This window comes from Mesorhizobium sp. WSM4310 (assembly GCF_007003935.1).
Classification (GTDB): Bacteria; Pseudomonadota; Alphaproteobacteria; order Rhizobiales; family Rhizobiaceae; genus Mesorhizobium.
In genome coordinates this window covers 309,796-329,384 of record NZ_VFTA01000001.1, presented here as the reverse complement: position 1 = coordinate 329,384, position 19,589 = coordinate 309,796, and the positions used below count along the sequence as shown (strand labels likewise).

Below are 19,589 nucleotides of genomic sequence, written 5' to 3'. Positions count from 1 at the left end.
AGTGTTTGTGCGCGTACTGCTGGGAATAACTCTGGCCACGATGGCCAGCGGAGTTCAGGCCTCGTCCCTGGTCTTTCCCGGCCCGCCGGCCGCGACGCCCTCCATCCTGACCCTGAAGGCGGCCGATATCAAGGCAAGCGATGTGGTGTCCGTCGTCGCGCTCGGCGAGCCCGACGTCACCTATGAGAAGGTGGCGGCGATCCCCAACGCGCCCGAGGCACAGCACGGCTTCATGCCAAGCCCGATGATCATTCGCGGCGGCATCGTCGGCGGCGATTTCTCGACACCGACACAAACCAAGGCACCGGCCGCCACCACCGCCGCGGCTCCTGCTCCGGCCCAGGCGACCGCCTCGGCGGCTCCGGCGTCGGGCACGCAGAAGAAGCCGGCCGCACCGGCAGCCGCATCGGCGCCCGCTTCCAAGGTCGGCAAGGTCAAGTAGCCAGCCGGCAAACTGCTGGACTGGGCCAGCTCGTTGACAGCTTGATGGGGCCCTGCGCACCATTGCCGCGCGAGTTCGTGCCGGCATATCTTGCCGCTCGAAGCCGCCGCCTGAATTTGGTCGAGCGATTCAGGGAATGGGGCGGCTGTGGCAAACGAGTTCGTCGTTTCAAAAGGGGGTTGATCATGAGACTATGCAAGATCGTTACCGTGGCCGGACTTCTGCTGGCATCGTTGCTGGGCGTCCGTGCAGCGCAAGCCGATGACATGCTGGGATCCTATGTCGCGCGTATTTCCGATCGGGATCATCAGGCGAGCGACGGCTATGCGCTGGACAGCGCCGCGCAGATGGTGCGGCAGGACCGCGCCAATTGGCACAAATTCCATCGCCGCGACAGCGACGATGAGGGTGATGCCTGGTTCAGGACCAACGACCAGCGCGCCGACCTGCAGCGCATGCTGGAGCGTCCCGGCGCGATGAGCTCGTCGACCAAGCGCGCCATCGTCAATGGCGAACCGCTGATCCAGGTCGACGTCTACGAGGACAGCGTGCGCGTCCGCATCCTGGAGAACTGACAAGCGTCCGGGAAGATGACAAAGGGCGGCGCCGATGCGCCGCCCGCTTCTCGACAAAGCCGGATTGAAATCTCAGGCCGCTTCTTCCTTGTCGTCCTCGTCTTCTTCGGACTCGCCGTCTTCGGATTCTTCTTCGTCTTCGGCGTCATCGCCTTCCGCCTTCACGGCGTCATCGGCGTCGTTCTCGTCAGACCGTTCGCCGTCTTCGTCGTCGCCTTCTTCTACGTCGCCATCCTCGTCCTCAGAGTGATCGGCGGCTTCGACCGCCGTGGCGGCAGCATGGTCGAGGGCGGTTTCGGAAGCGGATTCAAGCGCCTCGGCGGCCGAGGTTTCTTCAGTCACTTCGATGTCGTGATCGGAATTCATGGAAGCCTCCGTTGGGTTGGGGAACATGTCCCTTTTGCCACGCAGAGATCATCGTCATATGACTGTAAGCCGGCTCGAACGGCCGGCTGGAAGATATTTTTGTTAAGCTCTCAACCCGCGATTTTCGAGAAATCAGCGACCTGACCGGTGGCCGCGCGGATGCGCGTGAGCAGCGCCAGGCGGTTGGCTCGCACCGCCAGGTCTTCATCATTCACGAGAACACCTTCAAAGAATGAATCAACCGATTCGCGCAACGCGCTAAGCGCCAGCATGGCGGCGGAAAAGTCTTCGTTTTGAATCGCTTCGCCGGCTTGCTTCTCGGCCTGATTCACCGCCGCAAACAGCGACTTCTCGGCATCTTCCCTGAACAGTGCCGGCTCGACAGTCTCTGCGACCGTCGTTTTCTTCTTCTCCTCGGCGGCCAGGATGTTGGCCGCACGCTTGGTGCCGGCGAGCAGGTTCTTGCCGTCCTCGGTGTCGAGGAAGGAACCAAGCGCCTCGACGCGGCGCACGATTTGCAGCAGGTCGTCGGACCGCGGGGTGATGACGGCATCGATGAGATCGTGGCGGGCGCCTCGATCGCGGAGGTAGACTTTCAGGCGGTCATGGAAGAACGACCGTAAATCATCAAACAAAGACATGTTGGCCTGGTATTCGACGGCCGTGTATCTGCTGACATATGCATCAGCGATCTTGAGGGCATCTGCTTCTTCGAGAGGGGAAATCCGGTTGGCTTTCTCTGCAGTCTCTAAGAGCGTGTAGAGGTGCAGGTATTCGTCTTTCCCCAAATGCGTCAAGATTTCGGTTTCGGCCAAATGTTCCGCAGCAGCCTCACGGGAAGACAACACGCCAGCAACAATTCGCCCACGTATCGCGTCAGCTTCTTTTGATATTTCGAAGTCGCGCTGTGCGTAGAAGACGTCGGTAAGCTCAACGTTCAGAGAATTCTCGACCACAATCCTGATCGCCCCCAGCGCAGCCCTCCGCAGCGCATACGGGTCCTTCGACCCTGTCGGCTTTTCATCGATGGCCCAGAAGCCGACCAGCGTATCGAGCTTGTCGGCAAGCGCGACGGCGACCGACACCGGGTCGCTCGGCACATAGTCGGACGGGCCCTGCGGCTTGTAATGTTCCTCGATGGCTGCTGCAACGGATGGGTGCTCGCCCTGGAGCAACGCATATTTGCGGCCCATGGCGCCCTGCAATTCGGGGAACTCGCCGACGACTTCAGTGGTGAGATCGGCCTTGGCGAGAACCGCCGCGCGTGCGGCGAGCGCCGGGTCAGCACCGACGGTCGGTGCCAGGTCTTCAGCCAGCTGGGCAATCCGCTCCACCCGCTCGCCCTGGGTGCCGAGCTTGGCGTGGAAGGTGACGCCGAGATGGTCGAGGCGGGCCATGCGTTGGTCGAGCGGCCTTTTCAGATCGAGGCCAAACTTTTTCGCCGAGGCTTCGAGTTGGCCGAGGTCCGGCAGATCGCCCTGGTCCGTGGTCCAGAAATAAAGCGCATCGGAGAGGCGGGCGCGCACCACCTTGCCGTTGCCGTGGGCGATCTCCTTGCCGCCGTCCCTGGCCTCGATGTTGGCGGTGAGAATGAAGCGGCTGGACAGCGCCTCGCCTTCACCTTGCGGTCGCGTGACGAAGCACTTCTGGTTGGCGCGGATGGTCAGCCGGATCACTTCGGCCGGAATGGCGAGGAAATCCTGCTCGAACTCGCCCATCAGCACGACAGGCCATTCGACGAGACCGGACACTTCCTCCAGCAGCCCTTCGTCCTCGACCAGGTCGAGCCCGTTGGCGAAAGCGAGGTTGCGGGCGTCGGCAAGGATGATCTCCTTGCGCCGGTCGGCGTCGAGCACGACCTTTGCCGCTTCCAGCTTGCTCACATAATCCTCGAAGCGGCGCACGGTGATTTCGCCCGGGGCGAGGAAACGGTGGCCATATGTGACGTTGCCGGAGCGGATGCCGTCGATCTCGAAATCGACCACGACAGGCTCCTCGGTTTCCGGGCCGAAGGTGCACAGGATCGATTGCAGCGGCCGCACCCAGCGCAGCGAGCCTGGCTTGGCCGAGGCCGGTCCCCAGCGCATCGATTTCGGCCAGGGGAAATTGCGGATAATGCCCGGCACCAGTTCCGCGATGATCTCTTCGGCCGCCCTGCCCGGCTTCGAAATGTGGGCGACGTAGAAGTCGCCCTTCTTCGGGTCGGAATGGACATGCGCCTCGGCGACCGAGGACAGCCCTGCCTTGCGCAGGAACCCCTGGACCGCCTGCTCGGGTGCCGTCGTCGATGGTCCCTTGATCTCTTCGCGGATATCCTTCGAGCGCGCCGTCAGGCCCCTGATGTCGAGCGTCAGGCGCCGCGGCGTCCAGTATTCGCGCGCCGCCTCATAGGTCAGACCGGCTTCGACCAGACCGTCGGTCAGCATCTTCTTGAGATCACCCGCCGCCTTGCGCTGCATGCGCGCGGGGATTTCCTCGGAGCGAAGTTCTAGAAGCAGGTCAGGCATTGGGGTCAGCTCATGCGAGAGAGTGGTCCGGGCGGGGCATAGCAACTCGGCTGGCCGCTGTCACCCTTTCCAGAAATTTTGGCTGCCCTGTCGGGACGCGGCGCCCCAGTCCGTCCTTGGATCAAAGATTTCCATGAACCGAACGCAGCGCTGAAGCGACCCACGCTCAGGCAGGGAACTATTGGCTGAACGACCATGAAAACGGCATCCAGACTTCTGCAGATCCTCGCGCTCAGCGCCTGCTTCACCGCGCAGGTCCATGGCGCTTTCTCGATGCCGGGTGTTCGGCAGGCATTGCGGACAATGGCTGGCTCGAGCGGCCAGATCCTGTCACCGATCAACGCTACCCTCGAGACGATGAGGTCTGCCTGAAGCAGAGCTTTGTTTGGCGCAACTCCCCCGGGAAAAAGCTACGCGCTTTTCCTGGAATTGCTCAGGCCGCCAATCCACCCGCCTGTGTCTTCAAAAACGCCTCGCCGCAGGCCTTCGCCAGATTGCGCACGCGCAGGATGTAGCTCTGCCGCTCGGTAACCGAGATCACGCCGCGCGCGTCGAGCAGGTTGAAGACATGGCTGGCCTTGATGCACTGGTCGTAGGCCGGAAAGACCATCTTGTGCATCGGCAGATTGTCGTTCGACGCCGGCGCGCCGGCCTCGAGCAGCGCCTTGCACTCGGCCTCGGCGTCTTCGAAATGCCTGAGCAGCATCGCCGTGTTGGCGTATTCGAAATTGTGGCGCGAATATTCCTGCTCGGCCTGCAGGAAGACATCGCCATAGGTCACCTTGTCGGCGCCTTCGCGGCCGTTGAAGTTGAGGTCGTAGACATTGTCGACGCCCTGCACATACATGGCGAGCCGCTCCAGCCCGTAGGTCAGTTCGCCCGCCACCGGCGCGCATTCGATGCCGCAGACCTGCTGGAAATAGGTGAACTGCGAGACTTCCATGCCGTCGCACCAGCATTCCCAGCCAAGCCCCCAGGCGCCGAGCGTCGGGCTTTCCCAGTCGTCCTCGACGAAGCGGATGTCATGCAGCAGCGGATCGACGCCGATCGCCGCCAGCGAGCCGAGATAGAGCTCCTGCAGGTTCGGCGGATTCGGCTTAAGGATCACCTGGTACTGGTAATAATGCTGCAGCCGGTTCGGGTTCTCGCCATAGCGGCCATCCTTGGGGCGGCGCGAGGGCTGGACATAGGCGGCGTTCCAGCGCTTCGGCCCGAGCGCGCGCAGCGTCGTTGCCGGATGAAACGTGCCGGCGCCGACCTCCATGTCGTAGGGCTGCAGGATGACGCAACCATAAGCCGCCCAGTAATTGTGCAAGGTCAGGATCAGCCCCTGGAACGAGCGGCTGGGGTGCATATGGGCAGGGATTTCAATCGTCACGGGTGGCCTCGACATCAAAGGCTGGAGCCTGTCCTCGAGCATGATCTTTTCCGAAAACCGGTATCCACTTTTCGGGATCGTGCTCTTGCCGGCCCGTCCTAGAGACACGGCGGCGAAGCGTCAAGCAAGGGGCGCGCCGGATGCGAGCCGCCATGAGTATGCCGGGCGGTGTTGAAGACTTTGCCGGGGACTGGCCCATTGCCGGGCTCGGGAGCCTGCGGTCTGTTTCGTCCCTACAGCCCACATCAACGACCACAGGTCCAGCCATGCCCAGCTTCATCATCGTCCGCCCGGTCACGCGACAGGATTACGAGCAATGGCTGCCGCTGTGGGACGGCTACAACGCATTTTATGGCCGCGCCGGCGAGACAGCGCTGGCAAGCGAGATCACCGCGATGACGTGGTCGCGCTTCTTCGACGCCTATGAACCGGTCCATGCGCTGGTGGCTGAAAGCCAGGGACAGTTCCTCGGCCTCGTGCACTATCTGTTCCACCGCAGCACGACGGCGATCGCACCGAACTGCTATCTGCAGGATCTTTTCACCACGCAGGCTTCGCGTGGCAAAGGCATCGCCCGGGCGCTGATCGAAGGCGTCTATGAGCGCGCGCAGGCCGCCGGCTCCGGACGGGTGTATTGGCTGACGCACGAAACCAATCAGACCGCGATGAGACTCTATGACAAGGTCGGCGAACGCTCCGGTTTCGTCGTCTACCGGAAGCTGTTTTGAGGGCTGCGCGCCTCCAAACGAAAACGGGGCTCCCAAAGAAGCCCCGTTCGCATTCAAAAGTAGCCGATCTCACCCCTTCGGGACAGGCACCGGCTCGGGCTTGACCTTGGGCGTTTCCTGCGCCGTGTTGGATTCGATCGGCGGCAGGCCCTTCATCAGCTTCTGCTGCAAGGTGGCCAGCACGTCGGGATCGGGCTTCAGGTCACGCGCCTGATTCCACTGGAAGGTGGCTTCCAGCTTGCGGCCGACGCGCCAGTAGGCGTCGCCGAGATGGTCGTTGAGAACCGGATCTTCGGGCTTCAGCGATACGGCGCGTTCCATCTCGCGCACCGCGTCATCGAAGCGGCCGAGGCGGAAATAGGCCCAGCCCAGCGAATCCACGATGTAACCGTCGCTCGGCCTGAGGTCGACGGCCTTCTGGATCATCGCCAGGCCTTCCTTGAGGTTGGTGTTCATGTCGACCCAGGAATAGCCGAGATAGTTCAGCACCTGCGGCTGGTCCGGCTGCAGTTCCAGCGCCTTGCGGAAATTCGGTTCGGCCTTAGGCCATTCCTTCAGCCGCTCGTAGGCGATGCCACGCTGGTAGAAGATGTTCCAGTTGGCAGCGGTCGGCGTCTTCAGCGCCTCGACGGCCTTGTCGTAGAGGTTGGCGGCCGAGCGGAAATCGTCCTTGGAGGAATAGACCCCGCCAAGCGCCAGATAGGCGCGCATGTCGTTGGGATGAGCCTCGACGAAGGCCTTCAGATGGGTGATCGCCTCGTCATGGCGGTCGAGATCGGCAAGGTTGAGGCCAAGCTGCAGGTCAGAAAGCTCCTTCAGCGGCGAAGAATCGGGAATCCGCCGATAGAGCGCGATGGCGCCCTCGCCGTCCTTCAGCTGCTCGGCGACGGCGGCGAGTTGCACGAGAGCCGCGTCGCTGTCGGGCCGCAGGGCGAGCGCATATTGCAGGTAAAGGCGAACGAACGGCTCGCCGCCGCCCCGGTTGAGCGCGGTGGCGAGGTCGAGCAGGATTTCGGAAGCACCGTCGGACGGACCGGACACGAAGGGCGCGATCTTGTCGCCCTTGCTGATCCTGTCGCGCAAGGCGACGATTTCGAGCTTACCCGGCGAAAACGCCTCGGCCTGGTCGAGCACCGAGATCGCCTTGGCCTTGTCGCCCTTGCGGGCCAGGAACGAGGCATAGGCCTGCGCGTTGCGCATCCAGGTTTCGGGCGCGGCTCCGCCGGCGGCGGTATCCTGCATCGTCGCGGCGTAGATCGCCTCGGCCTTTTCGGGCATGTTCGAGGCATCGGCGACCAGGGCGCGGTGGAAGGATTTGAACAGGCCGAACCAGTCCGGGCCCTGAAGCTTGTCGATCGAAGCCATCGCGTCGCCGGCTTGGCCAGCACCCTGTTCGGCCCAGCCGGACATCACGCCGGAAATCAGCCGGTCAAGGTCGGACTCCAGTGACAGCTTCAGCCAGTACTGGGCCTTGGTGAAATCCTTCTTGTGGAAAGAATCGACGGCCAGCGCCAGGCGCGAGAAGCGCTCGACATCGGGCACTTCCTTGAGCTTGTCGGCATAGACCAGGGATTCGTCGAAGCGACCTTGCGCGATCAGCGACAGCATCAGGCTCTGCTGCAGGCCGGTGTCGCTCGGATCGAAGGCCAGGGCCTGCTTGTAGTAGGCGATGGCGCTGTCGAGGTCGTTGTCGCCTTCGGCGATCCGCGCTGCCAGATAGGCGCCCGAGAACGACGAGATCTTGACCGGTTCGGTGGATTGCTTGGCATAGGCCGGCAAAGCCGAAATCGCCATGCCCGTCACAATTGCCAGCCTTGTCAGCCAGCGCGCACGTCCTTGCTGCATCGTATCCCTTTCAGCCAGGCGCCATCTCCGCTTCAGCGGGATCGACGTAGACTCGATCTTTCCGGGCAAAGCATGGCCTTTTTGGGGTCGCGCTTCAATCCGCCTGAAATTCACAATCGGGTCAGCCGATTAACAAACCATGGCTGGAGGAGATTTTCGGCCGCGGAAAGGCCGGCGTCAAGGTCAGCGCTGCACGACGGATCGCTGCACTTTCGTCTCGGGAAAGCCGCCGGCCGCAATCGCGCCGCACAGTTCGTTCCATTCGCAACCGCCGCAAGCCTTGCGCACGCCATTAACGGAGAACGCCTGTCGCAGCCGCGCCAGGATTGCCGCGTCGAGATCGAGGCGGACGCCGGGCTGGATTGGTCGGGCCAGAAGATCCCCGACATCGCGTGCGGCAAGCCGGTCCCGCTCGATGACGCTCTCGTTGCGGCAATGCGGGTCCGGCCCTTCGAGCAAAGGCGCGCAGACATCATCCGGGCCGGAAACAAGGAGGATGTCCTCGCCCCGGCTCAGGCGCTCCGCGATCGCGTCATAATTGACGGTGAAGGCGGGGCTGTATCCCTTGCCCACATAGGTGAGCAGGCAAAGGAGATGATGAGCGCGCAGCCTGATCGTCACGGATTGGCCGGCTTCGCCTTGCCACGGGGGAGCGCCATGAGTGTCGCGGCACCAAGCGCCGACTTCAGCAAGCCGCCGACAATGAACGGCAGGAAGCCGAAGGTAATGGCCTTCTCAGTGCCGATCATGACGGCGAGCCATGCCGTGCCGAGCACCAGGCAGGCAAGATTGCCGAGCAGCATGGCGGCGAAGGCAAGCACCACCCTGTTGCCGTTCCAGCCGCGTTCGGCCAGCCAGCCGACAAGCGCGCCGGTGATCGGGAAAGCGAAGAGATAGCCACCGGTCGGCCCGACGAAATGCGCGACGCCGGCAGCGCCCCCGGCCAGCACCGGAAAGCCGGCAGCACCCTCGACCAGCCATGCCGCGATGGTGACCGCGCCAAGCCGCCAGCCATAGAGCGCGCCGATCAGCGTCACCGCGAAGGTCTGCATGGTCACGGGAACCGGCACCATCGGCACCTCGATGTAGGAGGACAGCGCCAGGAACAGCGTGCCGAGCACCACGGCTCCGACCTGCCAGGCGAGCGAGCGGTCTTGAAGCCGGAGCGGGCTGAAGGACGGCTTGCTGGACGTGAATGCGATGTCTGTCATGAGGGTCCCTTCGGTCGATTTGAAATTATAGATAATTTCTGTTTTCGATCTATTATCGAATCCACATTTCTCGCAACATAGCAAGCCTTCCCACGACAAAGAGCGTCTGAACTGCGTCGCGATGCGCTTCAGGTCATTGCTTTATGGATGGCGCCCCAAATTGAGGGCCACTTTTGGGTGAGGGGCATCAACCCACGATCGCGAAGGCTTCGCGCGTCGCGCCGGACGCTGTCCTGACCGGCTTGCGGCCGATCCATTGGACATGCCGCCCCAGCGTCGCCGCGGCCGATTCGGTGTTCCCCTGCCGCAAGGCGGTCAGGATCGCCCTATGGTCCTGGTCGGTGCGCGCCTCCCACTCCGAGCGCCATGCCGCGAACAGGAAGCGGGCGCTGGCGGCATGCAGATCGTCGATGGTGGCGAGCAGGCGCGGCATGCCGCATGGCGCCAGGATCAGCCGGTGAAAGGCGCGGTTGGCTTCCTCCCAGGATCGGACATCGCGCGATTTGTCGCCAGCCTTGGTCGCCTCCTCGGCAAGATCGAGAATGGCCGACGTCAGATGCGGCGCGGCGTGGCGCAGCGCCAGCACTTCGAGCGCGGCCCGCATTTCGGCGACCTCCTTGACCTCGCCGAGATCAAAAGCCGCGACGCGCACGCCACGGCGCGGTTCGCTGACGGCCAGGCCTTGCGCCTCCAGACGGCGGAAGGCCTCGCGCACCGGAACATGACTTGTGTTGAATTCCTCGGCGACATGATCCTGGCGCAGCCGCGCTCCAGGCTCGATCGCGCCCGAGATGATGCGGTCCGCCAGCGCCTTGCTGATGCGCACCGCGATGGTGTCGTCCGTGCCCTTTGCCATGTTTTATAGATAATTTGCCGCAAGGCCGCTTGTCGAGACGACGAGGCCGTGTTCGCCATCGTTCTCCCCAGTACAAAGCGACCGGAAATTCGGAGAAAAGACGGCCTTCTCAGTTCACCCGGCTGATGCAGAAATCGATGACGTCGATCAGCGCCGATTTCTGCGGCGTTTCTTCCAGCGGCGCCAGCGCGTCGCGGGCGATCTCGCCGAAATGGCGGGCGCGGCCGATCGTGTCGGCGATGGCGCCGTGACGGGTCATCAGGCCGATCGCCTTTTCCAGGCCCGCGTCGTCGACGACATTGTCCTCGATGGCGCGCTTCCAGAAGGTGCGCTCGGCCTTGGTGCCGCGCCGGTAGGCGAGGATGACCGGCAAGGTCACCTTGCCCTCGCGGAAATCGTCGCCGACATTCTTGCCCAGGTCCTTGCTGGTGCCGCCATAATCCAGCGCATCGTCGATGAGTTGGAAGGCAAGCCCGAGATTCATGCCGTAGGAGCGTAGTGCCGCGCGATCATTGCGGGTCGCCTGGGCGATGACCGGTCCAACTTCGGCGGCGGCCGAAAACAGTGCGGCTGTCTTGGCCTTGATGACGGCGAAGTGCTCGTCCTCGGTGGTTTCAAGGTTCTTGGCGGCTGCGAGTTGCATGACCTCGCCCTCGGCGATGATCGAGGCGGCGCTCGACAGGATGTCGAGCGCTTCGAGCGAGCCGACATCGACCATCATGCGGAAGGCCTGGCCAAGCAGGAAATCGCCGACCAGCACGCTTGCCTGGTTGCCCCAGATCATGCGGGCGGTCTTCTTGCCACGGCGCATGCCGCTCTCGTCGACGACGTCGTCGTGCAGCAAAGTCGCGGTATGCATGAACTCGACTGAGGTGGCCAGCTTGACATGGCCTTCGCCGGCATAGGCGAACATCTGCGCGGCGGCGAGCGTCAGCATCGGCCTGAGCCGCTTGCCGCCCGACGAGATCAGATGGTTGGCGACCTCCGGAATCATCTCGACGTCGGAGCCGGCCTTGGACAGGATCAATTCGTTGACGCGTCCCATGTCGGCCGCCGTCAGATCGATCAGATCCTTGATGGAGGCGGGCTCCCGCTTCCCGTTTTCGATGTTGAGAACGACACCCACGACAATAACTCCCGTCTTGTTACAACGCGTGCGACGGCACCCTTAGTCCCGATACGGACTCTAGGGCGGCGGACACGGCCACGGCAAGTGGCGAATTGGCGCGGCGGCGGTGACAGCCTGTTAACGATCCTGGATGGAGCCAAGGCTCTGCCGCCGAATCCCCTGCCCGTTTACATCAATGGCGCAAACTGCGAGTTTCATAGGATGATAGAGCTTGTCCGCACCAACGATGCCGTGATCATCTCCTTCGTCGAATCGCTGATGCGCGACGCCGGTATCGCCTGCTTTGTCGCCGATCAGAATATGAGCATTCTCGAAGGGTCGATCGGGCTTTTGCAGAAGCGCGTCATGGTCGACGCCGACCAGGCCGATGCCGCTCGTCGCATCCTCAGGGATGCCGGCATCGCCAACGAGATCCGCACAAAATAATGTCGACCGCGCCAGCCGCCCCTGCCCTTGACACCCTCGGCTCGGACACGCCGGCCCATACGGTCGATGCCTTCCATCGCGGCCGGTTCTGGCTCGTCCAGCCCAAGCATGGCGGCCACCGCGCCGGCATGGATGCGATGATGCTGGCGGCGTCCGTGCCGTCCGTCTTTGGCGGACGTCTCGCCGATTTCGGCGCCGGCGCCGGCGCTGCCGGCCTGGCGGTGCTGTCGCGCTGCCCGGCTGCCCGGGCCGTTCTGGTCGAACGCGCACCGGAAATGGCCGCCTTCGCATCGGCTACCCTTGCTCACCCCGGCAATGCGCATCTCAGCGATCGCGCATCCGTGCTCGTCGCCGACGTCACGGTTTCAGGCCAGGCCCGGGTGGCGGCAGGTCTGGCCGACAACGACTTCGACTATGTCATCATGAACCCGCCCTTCAACGCAGCCAGGGACCGCGCCACGCCTGACCGGCTGCGAAAGGAAGCCCATGTCACGGAGGACGGGCTGTTCGAAAGCTGGATCCGCAGCGCGGCAGCGGTGGTCAGGCCGCGCGGCGGGCTTGCGGTCATCGCGCGGCCCGAACAGCTCGGCGCCATTCTCGACGCGATGTCAGGTCGCTTCGGCGATGCCGAGCTGCTCGCCGTGCACCCTCGCCCCGACGCAGCGGCGATCCGTATCATTGTGCGGGCAGCGCTCGGCGCGCGCGGAAAACTTGCCATCCGTCCGCCTTTGATGCTTCACGCGCAATCGGGCAATGGCCCCGACGAGCGCAGCGAAATGATAGCCAACGGTCTCGCCTCGCTGTTTGGAGATTGAGCTATTCCTCGCCGCCGCATTGCCGTTGGCCGGGAAATCCCTACATGCCTGCAACCTATCGACCGGAGACCGCGCCCTCGTGAAACGCTTTTTCAACCGCCTGCTGCCGAAATCCTGGCGCTCCACCGTCGTCACCATTCCGGTCATCCGGCTGCACGGCACGATCATGGCCGGCGGCCAGTTCCGGCAGAATCTGTCGCTGGCCTCGACAGCCGGCCTTATCGAGAAGGCATTTTCCTTCGATGCGCCGGCGGTTGCCATCTCGATCAATTCGCCTGGCGGCTCGCCGGTGCAGTCGCGCCTGATCTTCAGGCGCATCCGCGACCTGGCTGTCGAAAAGAACAAAAAGGTGCTGGTCTTCGTCGAAGATGTCGCGGCCTCGGGCGGCTACATGATCGCGGCCGCCGGCGACGAGATTTTTGCCGATCCCTCCTCCATCGTTGGCTCCATCGGTGTGGTCTCGGCCTCGTTCGGCTTTCCCGAACTGATGAAGAAGATCGGCGTCGAACGCCGCGTCCACACCGCAGGCCAGAACAAGGCGGTGCTCGATCCGTTCAAGCCCGAAAAAAAAGAAGACGTGGAACGGCTGAAGGCGCTGCAGCTTGAGGTGCACGAAACCTTCATCGATCTGGTCAAGGAGCGGCGCGGCACGAAGCTGAAGGACGATCCGGATCTGTTCACCGGCCTGTTCTGGACCGGCAAGAAAGGCGTGGAGCTCGGCCTCGTCGATGCACTCGGCGACATGCGCACGGTGCTGAAGACTCGGTTTGGCGCGAAGACCCAGCTCAGGCTGATCACCGCGCCGCGCGGTTTCCTCGGTCGTTTCGGCCTGTTCGGCTCAAGCAAGGGCTTTTCAGCGCCCGATATTGCCGCCGCCGCCGCCAGCGGCGTCATCGATGCGGCGGAAGAGCGCGCATTGTGGGCCCGCTTCGGGCTTTGAAAACCGCGCAAAACCGTCTAGCATGAAGGCTTGAAGTCCATGCATGCCGTTTTTCCAAAACCGGACACAGTTTTGGGCGACATGCATCAACCGACCCGACCGGCCGCCTTCGCCGGCCCAGCGTGGTAGGAGTTGTGACATGCCGCAGATCATCTTCTTCGCCGTCGTTGGCGCCGCCGCCTATTTTGGCTACCGCACTTTCATCCGGGAAGCCGAGCGCGTGACGGCCAAGGTGCGGCGCACCGAAAAGCAGGCGGCCAATGGCGCGATGGGAACGCTGGTCAAGGACCCGAAGACCGGCGAATACCGGCTGGCCAAGGACTGAGCATCATCCCCTATACGACTGACGCCGTGGACACCGAGATCGGTTCGTGCATCTGGCACGCGCATGCCAAGATCAATCTGGCGCTGCACGTCACCGGCAGGCGTGCTGACGGCTACCATCTGATCGACAGTCTGGCGGTGTTCACACGCTTTGGCGACCGGGTCGAGATCGCGCTCGCCGATAACGATGATTTCACCGTGTCGGGCCGTTATGCGCCGGCGGTTCCGCTCGACGCCAGCAATCTTGTGCTAAAGGCGCGCGATGCCTTGCGACGGGAGGCTGGCCCCTCACGGACCCCGCCCATCTCCATAAAACTCGAAAAGAACCTGCCGGTTGCCTCCGGCGTCGGCGGCGGGTCGAGCGATGCGGCGGCCGTGTTGCGCGGACTGGCGCAGGCATGGGCCTTGGATCTGGACGACGCCGGCTTGGCGCGGATCGGCCTTTCGCTTGGCGCCGACGTACCGATGTGCCTGGCGGCAAAGCCACTGGTGGCGCGCGGCATCGGTGACGAGCTGTCGATGGTACCGGACTTTTCGGCGCTGGGACTGGTGCTGGTCAATCCAGGCACGCCGGTGTCGACGGCGGATGTCTTCGCGACCCTGTCTCGCCGCGACAACGAGCCCCTGCCGCCACTGCCGCGCAGCATCGATTTTCACAGCCTGCGCAACTGGCTGGAGATTACCCGCAACGATCTGGAGCCGGCAGCCCTTGCACTGCAGCCCGCCATAGGCAGGGCCCTGTCATGGCTCAACAAGGCCGGGTCGGGGTTTTCACGCATGTCGGGATCGGGCGCGACATGTTTCGGCCTGTTCGAGACCGGCAATGTCGCCAAGCGCGCGGCTGCCGAGATCCGCGGCCGCCAGCCCGACTGGTTCGTCGCGGCGACGCGCAGCATGCCATCGGAGGCTGAGTGACATGGCTGGTATCAACGAGAGCCGTTCCTTCATTCCGGTGCGTATCGCGGTGCTGACGGTTTCGGACACGCGCGGCCTTGCAGACGACAAATCCGGACAGACGCTGGCCGACCGCATCACCGAGGCCGGTCACATCCTGGCCGCTCGCGACATCGTCACCGACGACCGCGACAAGATCCGCGACACGGTGCTGGCATGGTCGCGGGACAAGGCCATCGATGTCGTCATCACCACCGGCGGCACCGGCTTTACCGGGCGCGACGTGACACCGGAGGCGCTGGAGCCAATCTTCGAAAAGCGGATGGACGGCTTTTCGGAAGTGTTCCACCGCATTTCCTACGACAAGATCGGCACCTCGACGATCCAGAGCCGGGCGACCGGCGGCGTCGTCAACGCCACCTTCGTCTTCGTGCTGCCGGGCTCGCCCGGCGCCTGCAAGGATGCCTGGGATGCCATCCTCAAGGGGCAGCTCGACTACCGCCACATGCCCTGCAACTTCGTCGAGATCATGCCGCGCCTGGACGAACATCTGCGGCGCGGGAAGTCGGCTCCGTAAGAGCTGAGGGCAAAGCCCGGGTTTCACGCCGCGCTTGGAAGGCAGAACGGCGTCAGTGCCTTCCAAAAGCCATTCCAAACCGGATGCCGGAGAAAGTACCTTCTCGTGGAAGGCCGATCACGACCCAGGAAGATACGATGAACGAGCATGCCGGCGGGTGCCATTGCGGCAACATACGACTTCGATTTTCAACCAATATCGACCCCTCGCAAATCGAGGTCCGCGCCTGCCAATGTTCGTTCTGCACCAAACATGGCTCGCGCGCCGTCGCCGATCCGGACGGCAGGCTGACCGTCTTGATCAAGGACGAAGCCCAATTGCACAGATATCGGTTCGGCCTGCGTACAGCCGACTATTTGATCTGCCGGGACTGCGGTGTCTACGTCGCGGCGATCACCACCGATGACGGTGATTCAAGGGCGATCGCCATCGTCAATGCCCTGGACGACCGGTTGAAGTTCAGCCGCGAACCAGTCGCCGTGGACTATGATGCCGAGAGCAGGGAAAGCCGCATTGCCCGGCGACAGGTGCGGTGGATGCAGGTGGAGATCCGGTTCGCCTTTACCGAATAACCGGTTCGCCATGAAAGCGCCGGCGCGAGGGGCGTGAGACGCCGAAGCCGACTTCCATCATCAGCCGCGGCGTGCGCGTCGGCACGGTGCCCATGTGAAAGCCGAACGGATCCTCGACGAAGCCGAGGCCGGCTTCGCCGGTCAGCGTCACCGGGCTGTGCTCGCCATAGACGTCCAGCACCTCCTGGGCGGGATGGCCGACCAGCAGGGTCAACTGATGCTTGATGGCGCGGCGCCTGTGGCTGCCCCTGACATAGACATGCGGACCGGTGTCGGCATCGACCGGCTTGAGGTAGAAGAAGAACTTCAGCATGCGCCAGTCGTCGAGGTCGAAATGATACTTGCCGAGCGAGGCAAGGTTCTTGTCGGCGTCCGAGGCCTTGCCGGTCGGAAAGCTCCACCAGACGCGCGTCGTGATCAGTTTCGCCTGTGCGCCGAGATAGTGCGCTGCAATGTCGAGAAGCAGCGGATCGCGCTGTATAGCGAGTGCCGCCGGGCAGTCGAGGATGCGCTCGAAATAGTGCCCGCTGAGCAGAGAGCGGCCCAGGCGTTTCTCGGCCTGCGCATGGTCGCCCGGCATGAATTCGAGACGGCGGTCGAAATTGCCGAAGCAAGGCTTGCGCCCCGCGAAATCCGCGATCTCTTCATGGATCTCCGGCGGCAGGACGAGGCCTGAAAACAGGCCGTCGGAACGCAGCGCATCGACCACCGCCGCCCGCTCGACACCGGAAAACATCGTATCCCCGACATTGTCGGCAGGACGGGCGCGTTTTGAGGCCAGCCAATGCATCCGGCGCCCGGGCATGGTGCGCGCCAGCATGAACATCGGCAGCCAGGCCGGGTTTTCGCGCAGGTCCGTGAGATAGGTCGGAATGCGCACGGCAATACGCCGCAGCAGGCTGCCATTGCGCGCAATGGCTTCGAGACTGTCAGCACCGGAATTGTCAGGGGTTGAAAGCGTCATCGGGTCCTCTTCTTTGAGGGTGACACCGATGCCGCATCGGTGCCCACCACTCGCATGACCCAAACCCAATTCACCCACCTCGGGAAAGGCTAACCGTGCGTCAGATTTTGTGCAATGCACAATGAGCAGAGCAGGTGCAAAAAATCACTTCGGCGCGCGGTGTTGCTGCTTCGGCGGCGCCACCCAGATCTCGGCCTCGAGCTTCTTCGTCGCAAGGCCCCGCGCCAGCGCCTCGGCGCTGCTGGCACTCTTTGACAGCGATGCGGCCTGGCGCTTGCTGATCACCAGCCCGTCGGCGAGCGCACGGTTTCCCGAAAAGACCCTGGCCAGGAAAGGCGTGCGGCTGCCCCGCGCGCGCGAAAACCGCGCCGCCATGGTTTGCCTCGCCGTGTGGGCGACGACCGCGTCGGTCCAGCCCTCCACCAGCCGCGCGCCCGGCTCCAGCAGCAACAGCCAATCACCCTTGGCCTGCCTTATCCCGGCGGCGATACCGCCGCTTGCCACATAGTGGCAGCCGGCATGGTCGGCGACATGATGCGTCTGGTCGTTGGAGCCGGTGTCGCAGACGACAACTTCGCGCACCACGCCCTCGACCGCGCCGCCAATCAGCGAGCCAAGCGTGCGGGCGAGAGCCTCCTCGTCATTGCGGGTTTCGATGAGAACACTGAGCATATTTAGCCGAATAGCGGAAAGCCGCGCACAGCGCCAGTTTTTGCGGCGCAGCATAAAAAGTTCTTGCTTTGTTCTCGTTGGCAAAATAGGAATAATTTCATGAACAGAGCGATTCGACACAACATGGACAGTCCCTGGGAGCGGGCCAAGATGGAACCGATCGTGCGTGCCGACATTGCAGCCTTCGGGGCAGGACGAGCCGAAATGGCCAATGCGATGATCGAGCAGAGTGGCATGCGCATCCGTCCGGACCGCAATCGCGGACGGTCGGCGGGCATCAATCCGTCCGGCCGCTTCGAACCGATCAGCCGGCATGTCTTCGACGATGGCTGGAGTTCGCTGGAGGAACTGCCGCCGTTCAAGACCGAAGTGCAGGTGGAAAAGCCGCGCACCATCATCACCCGCAACGAATCGCCCGACATCTCCTTCGACCGGTCGATCAACCCCTATCGCGGCTGCGAACATGGCTGTGTCTATTGTTTCGCGCGGCCGACGCACGCCTTCATGGGCCTGTCGCCGGGACTGGATTTCGAATCCAAGCTGTTCGCCAAGCCCGATGCGGCGCGGCTGCTCGACAAGGAACTATCCAAGGACGGCTACCAGCCGCGCACCATCGCCATCGGCACCAACACCGATCCCTACCAGCCGATCGAGAAACAGTACCGGATCATGCGCGAGATCCTCGAAGTGCTGGAAGCGCGCGGCCATCCGGTCGGCATCGTCACCAAATCCGCCCTGGTGACGCGCGACATCGACATATTGTCGCGCATGGCCGAACGCGGACTGGCCAAGGTGGCGCTGTCGGTGACGACCATGGACCGCATGCTGGCCAGGACGATGGAGCCCCGCGCGTCGACGCCGACCAAGCGGCTCGAAGCGATCCGGCAACTCTCTGATGCCGGCATTCCGACTTCGGTCATGGTGGCGCCGATCATCCCCGGCCTCACCGACCAGGAGATGGAGCGGATCCTCGATTCGGCCTACGCCGCCGGCGCGCGCGAGGCGGGTTACGTCGTGCTGCGCCTGCCGCTGGAGGTCAGCCCGATCTTCAAGGACTGGCTGCTGCGCCACTATCCCGACCGCTATCGCCACGTGATGTCGCTGATCCGGTCGATGCGCGACGGCAAGGATTACGATTCGGAATGGGGCAAGCGCATGAAGGGCGCCGGACCCTACGCCTGGCAGATCGGCCGCCGCTTCGAAATTACCGCCAAGCGGCTCGGCCTCAATACCGAACGGCGCACGTTGCGCACCGACCAGTTCATCGCCGCCGGAAAGGACCAGGAGCAGTTGATGCTGCTGTGAGACTGCAATTCGCGGCGGCGGTTTGAGCTGCCACGGCGCACAAAATCCCGTCCGGCCTGCCCCGGCCTGCAGACGGTGCCCTCCCGGTCCGGCGCCCCACCCGACCCGGAGGGACTTGCGGAGAATCGGAGCCGATGCGAACCTCGCCGCAACATGGCTCGCGCGCGTTCCGATTCTCCGCTTCTCTTCGAAATCGTCGAGAAACCCGATTTCTCCTTCGAAACGAAGGCAATGGCCGACGGGTTGTGGCCGGTCGCCGGGATGGACGAGGCCGGCCGCGGTCCTTTGGCCGGACCGGTGGTCGCGGCAGCGGTGGTGCTCGATCCCGCCAACATCCCTGAAGGCCTCGACGATTCCAAACGTCTCAGCCATTTGCAGCGCGAGGCGCTGTTCCTGCGCATTCTCGGCTCCGCGCAGGCGGTTTCGATGGCGTCGATCAGCGCCGAGGGCATCGACGGCAGCAACATCCTCAAGGCCAGCCTCGAAGCGATGCGCCGCGCTTTGGTCGGGCTGTCGGTTCGCCCGAAGCTCGCGCTTGCAGACGGCCGCGACGTGCCGCCCGGACTGCCATGCGATGGACGCGCGCTGATCAGGGGCGACCAGCGCTCGCAGTCGATCGCCGCCGCCTCCATCGTCGCCAAGGTGATGCGCGACCGCATGATGTGCGGCTGCGGCAGCCACCACGACCGCTACGGCTTCGAGGTCCATATGGGCTACGCCACGGCCCGGCACCGCACGGCGATCGAGACGCATGGCCCGGTGGCACGGCTGCACCGCATTTCGTTCGCGCCGTTCAGGCTGGGCGGGGCTGAGGTGGTTGAGGAAGAGAGCCTGGCCGGGCTGGATTGAGCCGACAGCGACATAGCTGATCTCCCCCCTTGTGGGAGAGATGTCCGGCAGGACAGAGGGGGGCGCTGTCCCGCCGGGATATCGATCGATCCTACTCGGCTTCCTGAACATCTCCAGCCTAAGGCGGATTCAAAGTTGGCCAGAGGCAACCAAGGCCGGCATTCTTTGGCGCCCCCCTCTGCCCTGCCGGGCATCTCCCCCACGAGGGGCGAGG

23 protein-coding genes are annotated in these 19,589 nt (G+C 63.6%); 13 read left to right on the top strand and 10 right to left on the bottom strand.

Annotation, left to right across the window (positions count from 1 at the left end; genetic code table 11):
• Position 1 precedes the first annotated feature (1 nt).
• A complete protein-coding gene (locus FJV80_RS01555) occupies positions 2 to 442 on the top strand; it encodes a hypothetical protein (RefSeq protein WP_246688875.1) in 441 nt (146 codons plus the stop codon).
• Between the two features lie 185 nt (positions 443 to 627).
• Positions 628 to 1,017, top strand: coding sequence for a hypothetical protein (locus FJV80_RS01550; RefSeq protein ID WP_142875382.1), 390 nt, complete (start codon positions 628 to 630; stop codon positions 1,015 to 1,017).
• 72 nt (positions 1,018 to 1,089) lie between these two features.
• Here FJV80_RS01550 and FJV80_RS01545 read toward each other — a convergent pair whose 3' ends face one another.
• A complete protein-coding gene (locus FJV80_RS01545; RefSeq protein ID WP_142875381.1) occupies positions 1,090 to 1,383 on the bottom strand; it encodes an ATPase in 294 nt (97 codons plus the stop codon).
• A 110-nt stretch (positions 1,384 to 1,493) separates the two neighbouring features.
• Entirely contained in the window at positions 1,494 to 3,890 is a 2,397-nt protein-coding gene (glyS, locus tag FJV80_RS01540) for a glycine--tRNA ligase subunit beta (RefSeq protein WP_142875380.1), read from the bottom strand.
• Between the two features lie 195 nt (positions 3,891 to 4,085).
• Between glyS and FJV80_RS34385 the strand changes: the two genes are divergently transcribed.
• Positions 4,086 to 4,262: a hypothetical protein gene (locus tag FJV80_RS34385; protein ID WP_179295769.1), complete on the top strand. Its 177-nt coding sequence runs from the start codon at positions 4,086 to 4,088 to the stop codon at positions 4,260 to 4,262.
• Between the two features lie 61 nt (positions 4,263 to 4,323).
• On the opposite strand, the gene FJV80_RS01535 is transcribed toward FJV80_RS34385, so the two are convergent.
• Entirely contained in the window at positions 4,324 to 5,268 is a 945-nt protein-coding gene (locus FJV80_RS01535; RefSeq protein WP_038645360.1) for a glycine--tRNA ligase subunit alpha, read from the bottom strand.
• A gap of 266 nt (positions 5,269 to 5,534) precedes the next feature.
• Here FJV80_RS01535 and FJV80_RS01530 point away from each other — a divergent pair, with 266 nt between their 5' ends.
• Complete coding sequence (locus FJV80_RS01530; RefSeq protein WP_142875379.1) at positions 5,535 to 5,996, top strand: GNAT family N-acetyltransferase; 462 nt, start codon at positions 5,535 to 5,537, stop codon at positions 5,994 to 5,996.
• Between the two features lie 69 nt (positions 5,997 to 6,065).
• Here FJV80_RS01530 and FJV80_RS01525 read toward each other — a convergent pair whose 3' ends face one another.
• From FJV80_RS01525 to FJV80_RS01505, 5 genes are all read right to left on the bottom strand, one after another.
• Positions 6,066 to 7,841, bottom strand: a complete 1,776-nt coding sequence (locus tag FJV80_RS01525; RefSeq protein WP_095791291.1) for a tetratricopeptide repeat protein — start codon at positions 7,839 to 7,841, stop codon at positions 6,066 to 6,068.
• A 183-nt stretch (positions 7,842 to 8,024) separates the two neighbouring features.
• Positions 8,025 to 8,462, bottom strand: coding sequence for a DUF1284 domain-containing protein (locus FJV80_RS01520; RefSeq protein WP_142875378.1), 438 nt, complete (start codon positions 8,460 to 8,462; stop codon positions 8,025 to 8,027).
• Positions 8,459 to 9,052: a biotin transporter BioY gene (locus tag FJV80_RS01515; RefSeq protein ID WP_095771070.1), complete on the bottom strand. Its 594-nt coding sequence runs from the start codon at positions 9,050 to 9,052 to the stop codon at positions 8,459 to 8,461. The genes FJV80_RS01520 and FJV80_RS01515 overlap by 4 nt, the downstream gene beginning before the upstream one ends.
• A 187-nt stretch (positions 9,053 to 9,239) precedes the next feature.
• Positions 9,240 to 9,908 carry a GntR family transcriptional regulator gene (locus FJV80_RS01510; RefSeq protein WP_095771071.1) on the bottom strand — a complete coding sequence of 223 codons (669 nt, stop codon included), beginning with the start codon at positions 9,906 to 9,908 and terminating at the stop codon, positions 9,240 to 9,242.
• A gap of 109 nt (positions 9,909 to 10,017) precedes the next feature.
• The gene (locus FJV80_RS01505; protein ID WP_142875377.1) at positions 10,018 to 11,034 is read right to left on the bottom strand and encodes a polyprenyl synthetase family protein; all 1,017 of its coding nucleotides are present in this window, start codon (positions 11,032 to 11,034) and stop codon (positions 10,018 to 10,020) included.
• 204 nt (positions 11,035 to 11,238) lie between these two features.
• Here FJV80_RS01505 and FJV80_RS01500 point away from each other — a divergent pair, with 204 nt between their 5' ends.
• The 7 genes from FJV80_RS01500 to FJV80_RS01470 all read left to right on the top strand — a co-directional run bounded on the left by FJV80_RS01500 (position 11,239) and on the right by FJV80_RS01470 (position 15,585).
• Positions 11,239 to 11,463, top strand: a complete 225-nt coding sequence (locus FJV80_RS01500; protein ID WP_027041409.1) for a DUF2007 domain-containing protein — start codon at positions 11,239 to 11,241, stop codon at positions 11,461 to 11,463.
• Complete coding sequence (locus tag FJV80_RS01495; protein WP_142875376.1) at positions 11,463 to 12,278, top strand: tRNA1(Val) (adenine(37)-N6)-methyltransferase; 816 nt, start codon at positions 11,463 to 11,465, stop codon at positions 12,276 to 12,278. The genes FJV80_RS01500 and FJV80_RS01495 overlap by 1 nt, the downstream gene beginning before the upstream one ends.
• A 79-nt stretch (positions 12,279 to 12,357) precedes the next feature.
• Positions 12,358 to 13,218, top strand: coding sequence for a S49 family peptidase (locus FJV80_RS01490; RefSeq protein WP_142875375.1), 861 nt, complete (start codon positions 12,358 to 12,360; stop codon positions 13,216 to 13,218).
• 139 nt (positions 13,219 to 13,357) lie between these two features.
• Positions 13,358 to 13,543, top strand: coding sequence for a membrane protein (locus tag FJV80_RS01485; RefSeq protein WP_019856933.1), 186 nt, complete (start codon positions 13,358 to 13,360; stop codon positions 13,541 to 13,543).
• 26 nt (positions 13,544 to 13,569) lie between these two features.
• Positions 13,570 to 14,457 (top strand): 4-(cytidine 5'-diphospho)-2-C-methyl-D-erythritol kinase, encoded by an 888-nt coding sequence (locus FJV80_RS01480; protein WP_095771074.1) that lies wholly within the window; start codon positions 13,570 to 13,572, stop codon positions 14,455 to 14,457.
• Between the two features lies 1 nt (position 14,458).
• Positions 14,459 to 15,013 (top strand): molybdenum cofactor biosynthesis protein B, encoded by a 555-nt coding sequence (moaB, locus tag FJV80_RS01475; RefSeq protein WP_142875374.1) that lies wholly within the window; start codon positions 14,459 to 14,461, stop codon positions 15,011 to 15,013.
• Between the two features lie 137 nt (positions 15,014 to 15,150).
• Positions 15,151 to 15,585, top strand: a complete 435-nt coding sequence (locus FJV80_RS01470) for an aldehyde-activating protein (protein WP_095771076.1) — start codon at positions 15,151 to 15,153, stop codon at positions 15,583 to 15,585.
• On the opposite strand, the gene FJV80_RS01465 is transcribed toward FJV80_RS01470, so the two are convergent.
• Positions 15,575 to 16,549, bottom strand: a complete 975-nt coding sequence (locus FJV80_RS01465) for a hypothetical protein (RefSeq protein WP_142875373.1) — start codon at positions 16,547 to 16,549, stop codon at positions 15,575 to 15,577. The two genes, FJV80_RS01470 and FJV80_RS01465, sit on opposite strands and share 11 nt — an antisense overlap.
• Before the next feature lie 144 nt (positions 16,550 to 16,693).
• Positions 16,694 to 17,221 (bottom strand): glycosyltransferase, encoded by a 528-nt coding sequence (locus FJV80_RS01460; protein WP_095771078.1) that lies wholly within the window; start codon positions 17,219 to 17,221, stop codon positions 16,694 to 16,696.
• 150 nt (positions 17,222 to 17,371) lie between these two features.
• On the opposite strand from FJV80_RS01460, the gene FJV80_RS01455 reads away from it, so the two are divergent.
• Both FJV80_RS01455 and FJV80_RS01450 read left to right on the top strand, forming a co-directional pair.
• A complete protein-coding gene (locus tag FJV80_RS01455; RefSeq protein ID WP_142875515.1) occupies positions 17,372 to 18,526 on the top strand; it encodes a PA0069 family radical SAM protein in 1,155 nt (384 codons plus the stop codon).
• A gap of 153 nt (positions 18,527 to 18,679) precedes the next feature.
• The gene (locus tag FJV80_RS01450; RefSeq protein WP_142875372.1) at positions 18,680 to 19,375 is read left to right on the top strand and encodes a ribonuclease HII; all 696 of its coding nucleotides are present in this window, start codon (positions 18,680 to 18,682) and stop codon (positions 19,373 to 19,375) included.
• The last annotated feature ends 214 nt before the right edge of the window (positions 19,376 to 19,589 follow it).

Coding starts and splice junctions, on each gene's coding strand:
- FJV80_RS01550 (WP_142875382.1), top strand. CDS start 628: ATGAGACTATGCAAGATCGTTACCGTGGCCGGACTTCTGCTGGCATCG.
- FJV80_RS01545 (WP_142875381.1), bottom strand. CDS start 1,383: ATGAATTCCGATCACGACATCGAAGTGACTGAAGAAACCTCGGCCGCC.
- glyS (WP_142875380.1), bottom strand. CDS start 3,890: ATGCCTGACCTGCTTCTAGAACTTCGCTCCGAGGAAATCCCCGCGCGC.
- FJV80_RS34385 (WP_179295769.1), top strand. CDS start 4,086: ATGAAAACGGCATCCAGACTTCTGCAGATCCTCGCGCTCAGCGCCTGC.
- FJV80_RS01530 (WP_142875379.1), top strand. CDS start 5,535: ATGCCCAGCTTCATCATCGTCCGCCCGGTCACGCGACAGGATTACGAG.
- FJV80_RS01525 (WP_095791291.1), bottom strand. CDS start 7,841: ATGCAGCAAGGACGTGCGCGCTGGCTGACAAGGCTGGCAATTGTGACG.
- FJV80_RS01515 (WP_095771070.1), bottom strand. CDS start 9,052: ATGACAGACATCGCATTCACGTCCAGCAAGCCGTCCTTCAGCCCGCTC.
- FJV80_RS01510 (WP_095771071.1), bottom strand. CDS start 9,908: ATGGCAAAGGGCACGGACGACACCATCGCGGTGCGCATCAGCAAGGCG.
- FJV80_RS01500 (WP_027041409.1), top strand. CDS start 11,239: ATGATAGAGCTTGTCCGCACCAACGATGCCGTGATCATCTCCTTCGTC.
- FJV80_RS01495 (WP_142875376.1), top strand. CDS start 11,463: ATGTCGACCGCGCCAGCCGCCCCTGCCCTTGACACCCTCGGCTCGGAC.
- FJV80_RS01485 (WP_019856933.1), top strand. CDS start 13,358: ATGCCGCAGATCATCTTCTTCGCCGTCGTTGGCGCCGCCGCCTATTTT.
- moaB (WP_142875374.1), top strand. CDS start 14,459: ATGGCTGGTATCAACGAGAGCCGTTCCTTCATTCCGGTGCGTATCGCG.
- FJV80_RS01470 (WP_095771076.1), top strand. CDS start 15,151: ATGAACGAGCATGCCGGCGGGTGCCATTGCGGCAACATACGACTTCGA.
- FJV80_RS01465 (WP_142875373.1), bottom strand. CDS start 16,549: ATGACGCTTTCAACCCCTGACAATTCCGGTGCTGACAGTCTCGAAGCC.
- FJV80_RS01460 (WP_095771078.1), bottom strand. CDS start 17,221: ATGCTCAGTGTTCTCATCGAAACCCGCAATGACGAGGAGGCTCTCGCC.
- FJV80_RS01455 (WP_142875515.1), top strand. CDS start 17,372: ATGGAACCGATCGTGCGTGCCGACATTGCAGCCTTCGGGGCAGGACGA.
- FJV80_RS01450 (WP_142875372.1), top strand. CDS start 18,680: ATGGCTCGCGCGCGTTCCGATTCTCCGCTTCTCTTCGAAATCGTCGAG.